Genomic DNA, 14320 nt, shown 5'->3' with positions numbered 1-14320 from the left:
CTGTCCCGGCGCAAGGCCCTGTGGCACTTTTGCCCAGTCGTATACCGTGTTGGATCCTCTTGGAAACTAGCTGTTCATGAACGCTCCCGTCGCTGTTGTCATTCTTGCCGCGGGCAAGGGAACAAGGATGAAATCGGACCTGCCGAAGGTCCTGCACCGGGTTGCCGGACGGCCGATGCTGCATCACGTGCTGGCTGCTTCGGAAACGCTTTCGCCGGAACGCCGGGTTGTGGTGCTGGCGCCGGGCCAGGAGGCGGTGGCGGAAAGCATCGCGCCGATCCCGACGGCAATCCAGCATCCGCCTCGCGGGACGGGGGACGCGGTGCGGGCAGCTCTCGGCGAGCTGGAGGGGTGTACCGGCACGGTGCTGGTGCTGTTCGGCGATACCCCAATGCTGAGCGAGGACACGCTCGCGCGGATGGTCGCTGCAACGGATGGACCGGACGGCGCGGCCTTTGTCGTGCTTGGCTTCGAAAGCGACAATCCGGGGCGGTATGCGCGGCTGGTGCAGGATGATGCGGGGAACCTGCTGAGGATCATTGAGGCGCCGGATCTGACGGAAGATGAGCAGTCGATCAGGCTCTGCAACGGCGGCGCGCTGGCCGTCGACGGGGCCCGGCTCGCCGACTGGCTCGGCAAGTTGGAGCCGCATAATGCGCAGGGCGAGTTCTATCTCTTCGACCTGCTGGAATTCGCCCTGGAAGAAGGCCGCCGGGGCGCTGTCGTCTGGGTCGATCCGGTAGAGACCATGGGCGTTGATTCTCGAGCCGGGCTCGCCGCCGCCGAGGCGCGCATGCAGGAGCGGCTGCGGCTTCGTCTGATGGAGGCGGGCGTCACTCTCGTTGCGCCGGAGACAGTGTTTCTCAGCTACGACACCAAGATCGGCCGGGACAGCGTAGTGCAGCCGCATTGCGTGTTCGGGCCGGGCGTGACTATTGGCGAAGGCGTCGAGATCAAGAGCTTTTCCCACCTCGAAGGAGCCAGGGTCGCGGATGGTGCGCGGGTCGGTCCCTATGCGCGGTTGCGGCCGGGCGCCGATCTCGGAGCCGGGGCGCATATCGGCAATTTCGTCGAGGTGAAGAACGCCACCTTCGGCGACGGGGCCAAGGCCAATCACCTGAGCTATATCGGAGATGCCAGTGTCGGCGCCGGAGCGAATATCGGCGCCGGGACAATCACCTGCAATTACGACGGCTACGAGAAGCACCGAACCGAGATCGGCGCCGGTGCCTTCATTGGCTCTAATTCCTCGCTGGTGGCGCCCGTCAGTATCGGGGACGGCGCGCTTGTCGGGGCCGGCAGCATTATCGGCGACGATGTAAATCCGGACGATATCGTGGTCGTGCGTGGCGAGCGGACGGTCGGCGAGGGTGCCGCGAAGCGCTTCCGTGAGGTCCGGGCAGCCCGGAAGGCTGCCAATAAAGCCGGCAATGGCCGCAAATCCGAGAAAAAGTAAATCTGACTGAAAGGACGCCCGACGGATGTGCGGCATCATCGGAATGATCGCGAACCGGCCTGTTGCCGAACCCATTGTCGACGCGCTGAAGCGGCTGGAATATCGCGGCTACGATTCCGCCGGAGTGTCGACGCTGGACGGAGGTCCGGCCGAGCGCCGGCGGGCCGAAGGCAAGCTCTTCAATCTTGAGAAGTCCGTCACCGAACAGCCGCTTGGTGGCGCTATCGGCATCGGCCATACCCGCTGGGCAACCCACGGCGCGCCGACGGAGCGCAATGCCCACCCGCACCGGGCCGGCCGGGTGACTATTGTCCATAACGGCATCATCGAGAATTACCAGGAACTGGCGGCGGAACTCGCGGCCGAAGGCATCACGCCGGAGAGCGAGACCGATACCGAGATCGTCGCACTCTATTTCGAAAAGCTGCTGACCGCCGGAAAGAGCCCGGAAGAGGCGATGAAGGAGATCGCTCTCAGGGTGACCGGCGCCTATGCGCTGGTGCTGATGATCGACGGCGAGGAAGACCTGCTGCTCTGCGCCCGCCGGGCGTCGCCGCTGGCCATCGGGTATGGCGATGGCGAAATGTTCATCGGCTCCGACGCTCTGGCGCTGGCGCCCTTCACCCGGAAGATAGCTTATCTGGAAGACGGGGACTGGGCGATCATCCGCCGTGCGGGCGCCGAGATACATGACGAGTCCGGGGCTCCGGTTGAGCGCAAGATCAGCCTGACCGAGGCGACCGGCGCACTGATCGGCAAAGGCAATTACCGGCACTTCATGGAGAAGGAAATCCACGAGCAGCCGGAAGTCATGGGCTACACGCTGTTTCAATATTACAGCGCCACGGACCGGTCCATCAAACTTCCGGACCTGCCGTTCGATCCAGCCACTTTGCCGAAGCTCACCATCGTTGCCGCCGGGACCAGCTTCTATGCGGGGATGGTGGCGAAATACTGGTTCGAGACATTGGCCCGGGTGCCGGTCGAGATCGATATCTCCTCTGAGTTCCGCTACCGCAACCCGGTGTTTCCGGACGGCGGGGCGGCACTGTTCATCTCCCAGTCCGGCGAAAGCCTGGATACGCTGATGGCGTTGCGCCACGCCCGTGAGGCCGGACAGCACATTCTCTCGCTGGTGAACCAGCCGGAAAGTACCATCGCGCGGGAATCCGACGTGGTGCTGGGAACTCTCGCAGGCCCGGAAATCTGCGTCGCCTCGACCAAGGCCTTCACCACCCAGCTCGTCGCCCTGCTGACCATGGCCGTGGATTTTGCCCGGAAGCGCGGCACGGCGTCCGACGCGATGCTGAACGGGGTGCTCGACAGTCTTGTCCATCTCCCGGCGCAGATCGGCGAGGTTCTGAAGGATATGGAGCGCTGGCATCCGGTCAGTCACGAGCTGTCCAAGGCCCGCGATGTGCTCTATCTCGGCCGTGGCCTGTCCTATCCGGTCGCTCTGGAAGGCGCTTTGAAGCTGAAGGAGCTGAGCTACATCCATGCGGAAGGCTATGCCGCCGGTGAGTTGAAGCACGGCCCCATCGCACTGCTTGAAGAGGGCCTGCCGGTCATCATGGTGGCGCCGATGGACCCTTGGTTCGAAAAAGTCGCCAGCAATGCGATGGAGGTTCGGGCGCGCGGCGGCAAGGTGATCCTGCTGTCGGACAAGACCGGGATCGAGCGGCTCGGCGAGCTCGCCACCTGGTCTTTCGAGATGCCGGAATGCGACCCGATGGTAGCGCCGATCCTCTATACCGTGCCAGTCCAGCTGCTGTCCTATTTCACCGCGACGGAAAAAGGCACCGACGTCGACCAGCCCCGCAACCTTGCAAAGAGCGTGACCGTGGAGTAACGCGGTCGGAGTAATTTGCACGAGGAGCGGACGGGATGACGATGGAACGGGAACTGATGGCGCCGGAACTGCTTCGCCAGCACGCGGCGCATGGCACCGTCGGTGGCACCTATCCGCGCGCACTGGAGGCTGAGTTCCCGACGGGGATGGCGGAAGCTGCTATCGCGGAGATTTCATCTTGGCCGGGATACGCGCCGACACCACTCTATTCGCTCGAAAAGCTCGCCGATCATCTCGGTATCGGCGCGGTTCTCTATAAGGATGAAGGACCACGCTTCGGTCTCGGCAGCTTCAAGGCCCTTGGTGGCGCCTACGCCGTCATGCTGCTGGCCCGCAAGTGGCTGGCCGAGAACGGTCACGGCGATGCGGCGCTGGCCGATATCCGCGCCGGTAAATTTGCCAGTGCGTTGAAAGATCTGACCGTGACCTGTGCGACTGACGGCAATCACGGCCGCTCCGTCGCCTGGGGTGCCGAGATGGCGGGCTGCACTTGCGTGATCTTCATTCATGCCGAGGTTAGCGAGGGCCGGAAGCAGGCGATGGAAGCCTTCGGTGCCGAGGTCCGGCGGATCGAGGGTGACTACGACCTGTCGCTGAAATATTGCGAGAATGAGGCTCAGACGAATGGCTGGTTCGTGGTCTCCGACGCCTCCTATCCGGGCTATCTCGACATCCCGCGCGACGTCATGGCGGGCTACACGGTGATGGCGAGCGAAGTGCTGGGGCAGGCCGCAGAAGCGCCGACCCACATATTCGTGCAGGCCGGTGTCGGCGGTTTCGCCGCCGCGATGGTCGCGCGGCTCTGGCAGGGATATGGGGACAAGGCACCGCGCTCCATCGTCGTCGAGCCGGACCTTGCCGCCTGCGCGATCGAGAGCGCACGCCAGGACAAGCCAGCCATCGTGCCGATCCATGAGGAAACTCTGATGGCCGGTCTTTCCTGCGGGGAAATGTCCCTGGTTGCCTGGCCGATCCTTTCTGCCGGATGCACCGATTACATCACGGTCGGTGAAGAAGGCGTTGGCCCGGCCATGCGGTTGCTGGCCTCGGGCGAGGCGGGCGTGAAGATCACGGGCGGTGAATCCGGCGTTGCAGGGCTGGTTGGCCTGTTGGCTGTGGCTGCCAACCCGGCGCTGAAGGAACAGCTCGGGCTCGGCCCGGACAGCCGGGTTCTGTTGATCGGCAGTGAGGGCGCGACGGATCCTGAAATTTACAAATCGATTGTCGGCGACCTGGCAGCATGAGCGCGGTGCGCGGCTTCCTCGTCTCTGAATTCGAGGCGCGGGTCGCACAGGCACAGGCGCTGATGGCAGCAGACGGGCTCGACCTTCTGCTGCTGACGACCGAGCCAGAAGTGCGCTACTTCAGCGGCTTCCTGACCCAGTTCTGGCAAAGCCCGACGCGGCCCTGGTTTCTGCTTGTTCCTCGCTCCGGCAAGCCTGTTGCCGTCATTCCGAGTATCGGTGCGGCCGCAATGGAGCGGACCTGGATCGACGATATCCGGACCTGGCCCTCCCCATGCCCCGAGGATGAGGGGTTATCGCTGCTGGCCGATACGATCACGGAACTTGGCGGTGACAAACCGGTCATCGGCGTTCCGTCCGGCCCCGAATCCCATCTTCGATTGCCTCTGGCCGACTATGCGGCGCTCCGGGCGTCCTTGCCGGACGCGACTTTCAGGGACGATGCGGGCATTCACCGGCGCCTCCGCATGATCAAGTCCGAGGCCGAAATCGACAAGATTCGAACGGCTTGTCAGATGGTGTCCGGCGTGTTTGAGGATTGGCAGTCCTGGCTCAGTGTGGGGATGAGCGAGCGGAAGGTTTTCCGCGACTTCAAGATAGCCTGCATGACGGCCGGAGCGGATGACGTGTCCTATCTGGTCGGAGGCGCCGGGCTGGGTGGGTATGGCGACATTATTTCTCCTCCTTCGGACCGGAAGATGACCGACGGAGACGTGCTGATCCTCGATACCGGCACGATGCATGACGGTTATTTCTGCGATTTCGACCGGAATTTCGCCATTGGAACCCCGTCCGCTGCCGTGCGTTCCGCTTATACGACAGCTTATGCCGCGACAGATGCGGCGCTGGCAGCGGCCCGGCCCGGTGCAACCTGTGCCGATCTCTTCCGGGCCATGGCAGATGTGCTGGAGGCAGGAGGCGCGCAGGTCGGCGATGTTGGCCGGCTCGGGCATGGTCTTGGCATGCAACTGACCGAATGGCCGTCGATCACGGCGACCGACCGGACGGTGCTGGAGCCGGGCATGGTCCTGACCCTCGAGCCGGGGCTTGAATTTGCGCCAGGCAAGATGATGGTGCATGAGGAGAACATCGTGATCGGGCAAGATGGCGCGGAACTTCTCACCCGGCGCGCCTCGCAGGAACTGCCGGTCGTTCATTAAGATTTCAGTCTTGCCGGGGACGCGGTTGATCGCAGCGGCCCTGAAGCGCCATGGTGGCGCGATTGATAGGAGGATGCTTTGACGGCGCAAGATGCAGAGAGTGGCATGCAGGAGCATGAAATCGATCCCCTCATGCCGTGGCCGCACCGGCTCGGGCTGATCGTCCTGCAGACGGACGAGACCATCGAGCAGGATTTCCGTATCTTCACAGCGGACCCGTCGATTGCCTTCTACCATACGCGTATCCCCAGTTCTCCGACTGTGACGACAGACACCTTGCGCCAGATGGAAGATCACATTCCGTCCGCTGCATCCCTGTTGCTGAAGGAACCTCCGCTTTCCGTCATCGGCTATGGCTGTACCTCGGCCTCGACGGTGCTTGGCGAGGCGCGGGTGAGGGAGCTTGTGCAGTCGGAGCATCCGGGCGTACCGGTGACCAATCCGTTGTCCGCCTTGAAAGCGGCTGCGGCGGCCCTCGGTGTGACACGGCTGGGTCTTGTCAGTCCCTATATCCGTTCGGTGACGGACGCGCTGGAGGCTGAACTGTCCGAAAGCGGCACGCCTTTTGTTCAGGCCGTGGTATTCGGCCGGGAGGAAGAAAACCTGGTTGCCCGGATTGCACCGCGCTCAATTCTGTCTGCTGCCGAAAAAGTGGCTGGCGACATGGATGTCGAGGCGGTCTTCGCCTCATGCACCAATCTGCGCGCAGCGTCGGTAATTCAGGAAGCGGAGAAGGCAACCGGCAAACCGTTCCTGTGCAGCAATCAGGTACTGGCCTGGCACATGCTGCGCCTTGCGGGCATTACCCGCACAGTGCCGGAACTTGGGCGACTGGGAAGCCTCGGCCTTGCCCCGGTGGGTGCGGCGCCTCACGAACGTGATTGCGTAGCCTGACAGCATATCCTGTCAGGCCTTAATGGAAGAGAATTTCCTGGCGCTTGTTTGAAGATGCCGGGGTTTATGGTCCGGCTCCGTCCGGCCGGAAACGGCCGACGCTGCCGGGTGAAAGAGGGAAGGAGCCCCCTAATGGATATCAGAAGCAAACTTTCCGACCCGTCCCTGTTCTGCGAGCAGGGCTATATCGACGGCGCCTGGGTTGATGCCGATGGCGGCGGCAGGGTCGATGTGACGGACCCGGCGACGGGCGATGTGGTTGGCACGATCCCGGATATGGGCGCGGACGAGACTCGCCGCGCGATCGAGGCGGCGAATGCGGCCTGGCCGGAATGGCGGGCAAAGACGGCGAAGGAACGCTCCGCCATTCTGCGCAAATGGTTCGACCTGATGATGGAAAACCAGCGCGATCTCGGCATCATCATGACGGCAGAGCAGGGCAAGCCGCTCGCCGAAGCCATGGGCGAGATCGCCTACGGTGCCTCCTATGTCGAGTTCTATGCCGAGGAAGCGAAAAGGATCTACGGCGACATCATTCCGAATACCGCCGACGGCAAGCGTATCGTTGTTCTGAAACAGCCGGTTGGTGTTGTTGGCTCAATCACACCGTGGAACTTCCCGAACGCGATGATCACCCGCAAGGCGGCTCCTGCACTGGCAGCGGGCTGCACTTTCGTCTCCAAGCCGGCCAAGATGACGCCGTTCTCGGCAATCGCACTGGCCGTTCTGGCGGAACGCGCGGGTATCCCGAAAGGCGTGTTCAACGTGGTCTGCGGTGCCAGCTCATCCGCTATCGGGAATGAGCTGACCCACAGCAAGTTGGTCCGCAAGATCACCTTCACCGGCTCGACCGAGGTCGGCAAGACGCTGATTGCACAGTCTGCCTCGACGGTGAAGAAGGTCTCCATGGAGCTTGGCGGCAACGCCCCGCTGATCATCTTCGACGATGCGGATATCGATGAAGCCGTGAAAGGCGCGATCATCTGCAAATACCGCAATGCCGGTCAGACCTGCGTCTGCGCGAACCGGATCTTCGTGCAGGACGGCATCTATGATGAGTTCGCCAAGAAGTTCGCGGCGGCGGCCAAGGCGATGAAGATGGGTAACGGTTTCGGTGACGGTGTCACGGTGGGCCCGTTGATCGAGGCGGCGGCTGTCGACAAGGTCGAGGAACATGTCCAGGACGCGGTTGCCAAAGGCGCGAAAGTTGCCGCCGGTGGCACCCGTAGCAATATCGGCGCGCTGTTCTATGAGCCGACCGTGCTGACCGAGGCGACCCGCGACATGGCGATCTTCCGCGAGGAAACCTTTGGCCCGGTGGCGCCGCTCTTCCGCTTCAAGACGGAAGAAGAGGTGATCGAGCTGGCCAACGATACCGAGTTCGGCCTCGCCTCCTACTTCTATGCCCGCGATCTTGGCCGGGTCTGGCGGGTGGCGGAAGCGCTGGAATACGGCATGGTCGCGATCAATGAAGGCATCCTGTCCTCCGAAGTCGCCCCGTTCGGCGGCGTAAAGGAATCCGGTCTCGGCCGCGAAGGATCGAAATACGGCCTCGATGATTACCTCGAGATCAAATACCTGCTGATGGGTGGCCTGAACGGCTGACCCGCACATTTTTAGAAGGAAAGGCGGCCGTCGTGCCGCCTTTTCTGTTTCTGAAGATGGTGCGCGGCTATGCCGCCAATTCAACTGGCGGGCTTTCCGGAAACACGGTGAATGGTCCTGCCGCCGGGAGAGTCATAGGCAGCGTTTTCGAGTGGATTAGGCCCCGCTTCGTTGACTGTCTTGTGGTGGACAGGCATCAATTGCGTTCCTATTTGTGAGCCAGTCATCAACCAGTCCTGAAATCCGACCCGACCCTTGGAGCGCGCCCGTGTCCGACTATGATTTTGACCTGATTACAATTGGTGCCGGCTCCGGCGGTGTTCGGGCAAGCAGGTTGGCTGCCGGTTTTGGTGCGAAGGTCGCGGTTATCGAGGAAGAGCGCGAAGGCGGTACCTGCGTGCTGCGCGGCTGCGTACCCAAGAAGCTCTTCGTTTATGGCTCCCATTTCGGTCACGACATGCAGGACGGTGCCGGTTACGGCTGGTCCGCGGACAATGTCAGCCATGACTGGCCGGCCATGATTGCCGCCAAGGAAAAGGAACTGGACCGGCTGCACGGCATCTATGTCAGCCTGCTGGAAAATGCCGGGGCCACACGCATTCACGGGCGCGGCACGGTGGTTGACGCGCACACGGTTGCGGTGGGCGACAAGCATTACACGGCTGAACGAATCCTGATCGCGGTCGGCGGCTGGCCGAGCGTGCCGGATGTGCCGGGCATGGAGCACGCTATTACCTCGAACGAAGCTTTGGAACTGCCGAAGCGCCCGGACCGGATCGTTATTGTCGGCTCCGGCTTCATCGCCGTCGAGTTTGCCGGTATTTTCAACAGCTTCGGCTCCGAGACCCATTTGATTTACCGCGCCGATAAGGTGATGCGCGGGTTCGATGAGGATGTGCGCGATACGCTGACCGAGGAAATGTCCAAGAAGGGTATGCATCTGCACCCGGGCACGCTGCCTGACCGGATCGAGAAGGTCGGCGATGTCTACAAGGTGCATCTGAATGACGGCTCGACACTCGAAGTCGACGAAGTAATGTACGCGACCGGACGCCATCCGAACACCAAGGGCCTCGGCCTCGCCGAAGCCGGTGTGGAGCTGACCGAGGGTGGCGCTGTAGTGGTGAACGAATGGTCCCAGACCTCCGTGCCCAGCATCTACGCCGTCGGCGACGTGACGGACCGGATCAACCTGACGCCGGTTGCCATCGCCGAAGGGCATTCCTTTGCCGAGACGGTCTTCAACAATCGTCCGATGCAGGCCGATCACCGGGACGTACCGAGTGCCGTCTTCAGCCAGCCGCCGATTGGCACGGTGGGCCTGACGGAAGCCGAGGCGCGGGATCAGTACGGAGAGATCGACGTCTATGTCGCCGGGTTCCGGCCGATGAAATACACCCTGACGGACAATCCGGAGCGCGGCATGCAGAAGCTGATTGTCGACCGTGCGTCCGACCGGGTGGTCGGTGCCCACATGGTCGGCCTCGATGCGCCGGAAATCATTCAGGGCCTCGGTATTGCCATCAAGGCCGGCGCGACGAAAGCGGAGTTCGACGCCACCATCGGTATTCACCCGACGGCTGCGGAAGAGTTCGTGACCATGCGCACCAAGCGCCCGGATCCGGAGGAGCGGCAGGCGGCGGAATAAGCGGTCAGTTTCTCCGAGGGCGTTTGATCGCTCGCCCTTCTACTGCGCGCTTTCCTTTGGCGGGAGCGTGCGGATGAAGGCGACCAGTGCGGCCATGTCCCGGTCGTTGATCGAGGCGTAGTAAGAGATACCCATCGGCGGGAAGATATGGGTGCCGTCCGGGCGCATGCCGGTGCGGATCACGGTTGCGAGCTCAGAGTCGCTATAGTCCGCCACATTCCCGTCCGCGTGCGGTGTGATGTTGCTGGATACCGAAATTCCCCACGGACCCTCGAATTTCAACCCGCCTGCGCCGGTCTGCTTCTCGTAGTCAAACCGGCCTTTGACCATTGGCGTGTGGCATTCGAGGCAGTGGCCGGCGGGTCCGGCGAGATAGGCGCCGTAGTCGAGAATGTTTTCCGGGCGCGGTTCGGGAACGGAGCCGACCGGAGGTCCGTAGGCGGGGGGCAGAGGAATACGGTATTCGGATTTTGGAACTGCGTTCGAGACTGCCGGAACCTGCATCACGTAAGTCGCGACGGCCTCGACGTCCCGGTCGGAAAGATGACGGTACATGCCGAACGGCATGGGTGGCCCGATCAGGCTGCCGTCCGGGCGGATGCCGTCGCGGATCGCCCGAATCAGCTCGGCTTTGGTCCAGTTTCCGATCCCGGTTTCCTTGTCCTGCGTGATGTTCGAGGCGAATGCTGTGAATTCCGGTGTGTCAGCGATGATCGTGCCGGCAAACTCCAACCCCGGGGCTGGGCCGTTCGGCGTCTGTGCCGTGTGGCAGTTGCCGCAGGCCACGATGCCGTTGACGAGATACGCACCGCGTTCCAGAAGCGTCTCGGCGGCAGTGTGGCCGCTGGTGGCTGCCAGGAAGACCACAATCAGGATCGAGATACGCATTTGTGAAGCCCTGCCGGAGGATTGTTATTTTTGTTTACCATTCCACGATAGCGGGTTGAGTGCATGGCGTCCAACGAGGTTCACTGTTTGAAATAAGCGGTTCCGGTGCGTGTCAGAGATGCTGGTATTCCCGGAACTCCACTGTTACAAAACTCGTCCGCACTCGCTGAAAACAGCGAAAAGCGGTCGATTCGATTACTGGGAGAAAAGCGATGGCCGGCACCTGGAGCCCCGATAGCTGGCGCGGCAAACCGATCAGGCAAGTTCCGTCCTATCCGGACGCGGCGCGAGTCGCGGCTGTTGAGAAAGAACTGAGCGGTTATCCTACCCTGGTTTTTGCAGGGGAAGCGCAGCGTCTGAAAGCCTCCCTCGGCCGGGTGGTAAAGGGTGAGGCGTTCCTGCTGCAGGGCGGGGACTGTGCCGAGAGCTTTGCCGAATTCTCCCCGAACAACATTCGCGACACCTTCCGTGTGCTGTTGCAGATGGCGGTGGTGCTGACTTTTGGCGCAGGCATGCCGGTCGTGAAGGTCGGCCGGCTCGCCGGTCAGTTCGCCAAGCCGCGCTCGTCCGACGTGGAGACGATCGATGGTGTCGAGCTGCCGAGCTATCGCGGCGACATGGTCAACGCGATCGAATTCGAAGAAGCATCGCGGACACCGGATCCGGATCGTCTGCTGAAGGTCTACAACCAGTCGGCGTCGACGTTGAACCTGCTACGGGCGTTCGCTCAGGGCGGTTTCGCCAACCTGGAGCAGATCCATCGCTGGACTCTCAGTTTCGTCGAGAATTCGCCGCAGGGTGAGCGGTTCGAGAGTGTGGTCTCTCGTATTGATGAAGCGCTTGAATTCATGCGGGCCTGCGGCATCACGGCCGAGAACAACCAGCAGCTCCGCGAGACCGAGTTCTACACAAGCCATGAGGCTCTGTTGCTCGGCTATGAGCAGGCGTTGACCCGCAAGGATACCATCACCGAACATGGCGGCTGGTACAACACAGCCGCACACATGCTCTGGGTTGGTGACCGGACCCGGCAGCTTGACGGCGCGCATGTCGAATATCTTCGGGGTATTTCCAACCCGATCGGCATGAAGTGCGGTCCAAGTCTCGAGACCGACGACATGCTGCGGCTGATCGATGTTCTGAACCCGCAGAACGAGCCGGGTCGTCTGACCATGATCGTGCGCGTCGGCGCGGGCGAGGTGGACAAGCATCTGCCGCGCTTCATCCGTGCCGTGCAGCGTGAGGGCAAGAACGTTGTCTGGTCCTGCGATCCGATGCACGGCAACACGATCAAGGCCTCCAGCGGCTACAAGACCCGGCCGTTCGACCGGATCCTGGGCGAGGTGAAGGAATTCTTCGAAGTGCACCAGGCAGAAGGCACCCATGCCGGCGGCGTGCATTTCGAGTTGACCGGGCAGGACGTCACCGAATGTATCGGCGGCGCCCAGGCGATCACCGACGATGCGTTGGCGGACCGGTATCATACGCATTGCGACCCGCGTCTGAACGCTTCCCAATCGTTGGAGCTTGCTTTCCTGATTGCGGATATGATGAAGCAGAGCCGTGTGAACGGCGGCACTGCCAGCATGGCTGCGGCTTCCTGATAGACCGCTGAGTAGGATTGGGGCTCATGGACGGCTCTGAAGGTATTGCGTCGCTAACACCGGACGAAACACCCCGGACGGTGAGCCATCCGGCGGAATCGGATCTGCCGCGCTTCGTCGACAAGTATTTCCTCCGTACGAAGGAGGTGGTCGCGAAGTTTGGCGATGTTGATGTCACCTATGCCGTATTCATGCGGCGCCCGGTGACATCGGCGCCACGGCTTGCCATGCAATGGCTTGAACGCATGGCCAAGGCGCGCGGCGTCGAGCTCAAGGTCGATCTGAAGCAGAAGGAAGGCTCTTGGGTCGGTGCGGGCGAGCCGATCATGTATGTCTCCGGCTCGCTCTATCACCTGATCGATCTGGAAACCCAGTTCCTGCAGAAGCTCGGGGCCTGCTGCGTTGCCGCCTATAATTCCTATGTGATGTGCGCGGAGATGCCGAAGACGGCCTTTCTCGCCATGGACGCCCGGCACTGCGCCGGAACGGAAATGGCGGAAATGATGGCCTATGGTGCCAGCGTCGGCTCCGCCAAGGCACAGCGCAAGCTGGGTGCGGTTGGATTTATCGGGAACGCTTCCGACGAGACGGCGCATTTCTTCGCCAAGGACCGGGGCTACGGCACCATGCCGCATGCCCTGATCGGCTATGCAGGCTCGACCGTGCGCGCTGCGGAGATGTTCAACGAGACCCACCCGGAAGAGAACCTGACGGTTCTGGTGGATTATTTCGGGCAGGAATTCACCGACGCGCTGGCGGTCTGCCGGCGCTTCCCGGAACTGGCCGCTGCCGGCAAGGTGGCCGTGCGGCTCGACACGCACGGCGGGCGCTATGTCGAAGGCATGGATATCGGTATGTCCTATCAGGTGCTCGACCGGACGGCCCCGCAGGCGATCCGGGGATACCGCACGGACAACGAGCTGCGCTACCTGATCGGTACGGGTGTTTCGGCGGCCGCGATCTGGCATATGCGCGAGCGGCTCGACCGGGACGGATTCAAGGCGGTGAAGATCGTCGCCTCCAGTGGCTTTTCCCCGGAGAAGTGCCGGGTAATGGCACTTGCGGACGCCCCGATTGACGTGATCGGCACGGGCTCCTATCTCCCTGAGAAGTGGAGCGAGACCTATGCCACGGCGGATATCGTGCGCTACGGTAGCGAAGAGCGCGTCAAGGTCGGGCGCGAGTTCCTGTTGGACAAAACCAGATAGGGTTGCCGTGACTTCCAAGGTTCTGATCGTCGTACACCAGAAAACCTCCGTCGCGGGGCATGTCGGGGTACTCCTTGAGGAACGTGGATACACGTTGGATCGGCGCTGCCCGATGATCGGGCACGAACTTCCGGAAACACTCGACGATCATGCGGGCGTGGTCGTGTTTGGCGGCCCGATGAGCGCCAATGACGATCATCTGGACGGGATCGCAGCCGAACTCAGGTTCATGGACACGGTGCTGGCGTCCGATACACCGTTCTTCGGCATCTGCCTCGGCGGCCAGCTGCTGGCCCGGGCGCTTGGTGCGCAGGTCTATCTGCATGACGAGGGCAATGTCGAGGTCGGCTACACGAAGATTCATCCGACCGAGCAGGGTCGCCCGTATTTTGAGCATTCCGAGCATTTCTACCAATGGCACAAGGAAGGCTTCGATGTGCCTGACGGAGCCAGCCTGCTGGCCACAGGAACCCGTTTTCCGAACCAGGCCTACCTCTATGGCGACAACAAGCTCGGCATCCAGTTCCATCCGGAGATTACGCTTGAGATGATCCAGCGCTGGACGGCAGGCGCCGCACACCGCATGGAGCTTCCAGGCGCCCAGCCCAAGGAAGCCCATATCAAGGGCTTTGAGATGTTCAGCGAGAGCATTGACCGGTGGGGCAGGGGGACGCTGGACTGGCTCGGCCTGCGCGGCTCCCCGCGTGCTGTGATGGATGTGGCGGATTAGGCGCTGCTGCCTCTACTGTTGAGCATGCCGATCT

11 protein-coding genes are annotated in these 14320 nt (G+C 62.2%); 10 read left to right on the top strand and 1 reads right to left on the bottom strand.

The features are described from left to right. The first annotated feature begins 76 nt into the window (after window positions 1–76). The 7 genes from glmU (at window position 77) to gor (ending at window position 9856) form a co-directional block, all read left to right on the top strand. On the top strand, window positions 77–1456 hold the full coding sequence (gene glmU, locus IG629_RS06455) for a bifunctional UDP-N-acetylglucosamine diphosphorylase/glucosamine-1-phosphate N-acetyltransferase GlmU (RefSeq protein ID WP_193171150.1): 1380 nt from the start codon (window positions 77–79) through the stop codon (window positions 1454–1456). 25 nt (window positions 1457–1481) lie between these two features. Then, complete coding sequence (gene glmS / locus IG629_RS06450) at window positions 1482–3305, top strand: glutamine--fructose-6-phosphate transaminase (isomerizing) (RefSeq protein WP_193171149.1); 1824 nt, start codon at window positions 1482–1484, stop codon at window positions 3303–3305. 35 nt (window positions 3306–3340) lie between these two features. After that, entirely contained in the window at window positions 3341–4549 is a 1209-nt protein-coding gene (locus IG629_RS06445; RefSeq protein ID WP_226886509.1) for a diaminopropionate ammonia-lyase, read from the top strand. Next, entirely contained in the window at window positions 4546–5709 is a 1164-nt protein-coding gene (locus tag IG629_RS06440; protein WP_193171148.1) for a M24 family metallopeptidase, read from the top strand. Before IG629_RS06445 ends, IG629_RS06440 begins: the two co-directional genes overlap by 4 nt. 78 nt (window positions 5710–5787) lie before the next feature. Continuing rightward, window positions 5788–6603, top strand: a complete 816-nt coding sequence (locus IG629_RS06435; RefSeq protein ID WP_226886508.1) for a maleate cis-trans isomerase family protein — start codon at window positions 5788–5790, stop codon at window positions 6601–6603. Between the two features lie 132 nt (window positions 6604–6735). Continuing rightward, window positions 6736–8208, top strand: coding sequence for an NAD-dependent succinate-semialdehyde dehydrogenase (locus IG629_RS06430; RefSeq protein ID WP_193171147.1), 1473 nt, complete (start codon window positions 6736–6738; stop codon window positions 8206–8208). A 268-nt stretch (window positions 8209–8476) separates the two neighbouring features. Further along, window positions 8477–9856 carry a glutathione-disulfide reductase gene (gene gor, locus IG629_RS06425; RefSeq protein WP_193171146.1) on the top strand — a complete coding sequence of 460 codons (1380 nt, stop codon included), beginning with the start codon at window positions 8477–8479 and terminating at the stop codon, window positions 9854–9856. 39 nt (window positions 9857–9895) lie between these two features. Here gor and IG629_RS06420 read toward each other — a convergent pair whose 3' ends face one another. Next, window positions 9896–10744 (bottom strand): c-type cytochrome, encoded by an 849-nt coding sequence (locus tag IG629_RS06420; RefSeq protein ID WP_193171145.1) that lies wholly within the window; start codon window positions 10742–10744, stop codon window positions 9896–9898. Between the two features lie 212 nt (window positions 10745–10956). Here IG629_RS06420 and IG629_RS06415 point away from each other — a divergent pair, with 212 nt between their 5' ends. From IG629_RS06415 to IG629_RS06405, 3 genes are read left to right on the top strand one after another with little or no spacing between them, the layout of a single operon-like run. Further along, window positions 10957–12348, top strand: coding sequence for a class II 3-deoxy-7-phosphoheptulonate synthase (locus tag IG629_RS06415; protein WP_193171144.1), 1392 nt, complete (start codon window positions 10957–10959; stop codon window positions 12346–12348). Window positions 12349–12374: 26 nt separating this feature from the next. Continuing rightward, window positions 12375–13556, top strand: coding sequence for a nicotinate phosphoribosyltransferase (locus tag IG629_RS06410; RefSeq protein ID WP_193171143.1), 1182 nt, complete (start codon window positions 12375–12377; stop codon window positions 13554–13556). Between the two features lie 7 nt (window positions 13557–13563). After that, entirely contained in the window at window positions 13564–14286 is a 723-nt protein-coding gene (locus IG629_RS06405; RefSeq protein ID WP_319025026.1) for a glutamine amidotransferase-related protein, read from the top strand. Window positions 14287–14320 lie beyond the last annotated feature (34 nt).

The sequence above is a fragment of the Nisaea nitritireducens genome, from assembly GCF_014904795.1.
Taxonomy (GTDB): Bacteria; Pseudomonadota; Alphaproteobacteria; order Thalassobaculales; family Thalassobaculaceae; genus Nisaea; species Nisaea nitritireducens.
The sequence above is the reverse complement of the archived record's forward strand: the minus strand, read 5'-3'. Positions and strand labels throughout refer to the sequence as shown.

Excerpts from the sequence above, each read along its gene's own strand:
- glmU (WP_193171150.1), top strand. The coding sequence starts at position 77 with ATGAACGCTCCCGTCGCTGTTGTCATTCTTGCCGCGGGCAAGGGAACA.
- glmS (WP_193171149.1), top strand. The coding sequence starts at position 1,482 with ATGTGCGGCATCATCGGAATGATCGCGAACCGGCCTGTTGCCGAACCC.
- IG629_RS06445 (WP_226886509.1), top strand. The coding sequence starts at position 3,341 with ATGACGATGGAACGGGAACTGATGGCGCCGGAACTGCTTCGCCAGCAC.
- IG629_RS06440 (WP_193171148.1), top strand. The coding sequence starts at position 4,546 with ATGAGCGCGGTGCGCGGCTTCCTCGTCTCTGAATTCGAGGCGCGGGTC.
- IG629_RS06430 (WP_193171147.1), top strand. The coding sequence starts at position 6,736 with ATGGATATCAGAAGCAAACTTTCCGACCCGTCCCTGTTCTGCGAGCAG.
- IG629_RS06420 (WP_193171145.1), bottom strand. The coding sequence starts at position 10,744 with ATGCGTATCTCGATCCTGATTGTGGTCTTCCTGGCAGCCACCAGCGGC.
- IG629_RS06415 (WP_193171144.1), top strand. The coding sequence starts at position 10,957 with ATGGCCGGCACCTGGAGCCCCGATAGCTGGCGCGGCAAACCGATCAGG.
- IG629_RS06410 (WP_193171143.1), top strand. The coding sequence starts at position 12,375 with ATGGACGGCTCTGAAGGTATTGCGTCGCTAACACCGGACGAAACACCC.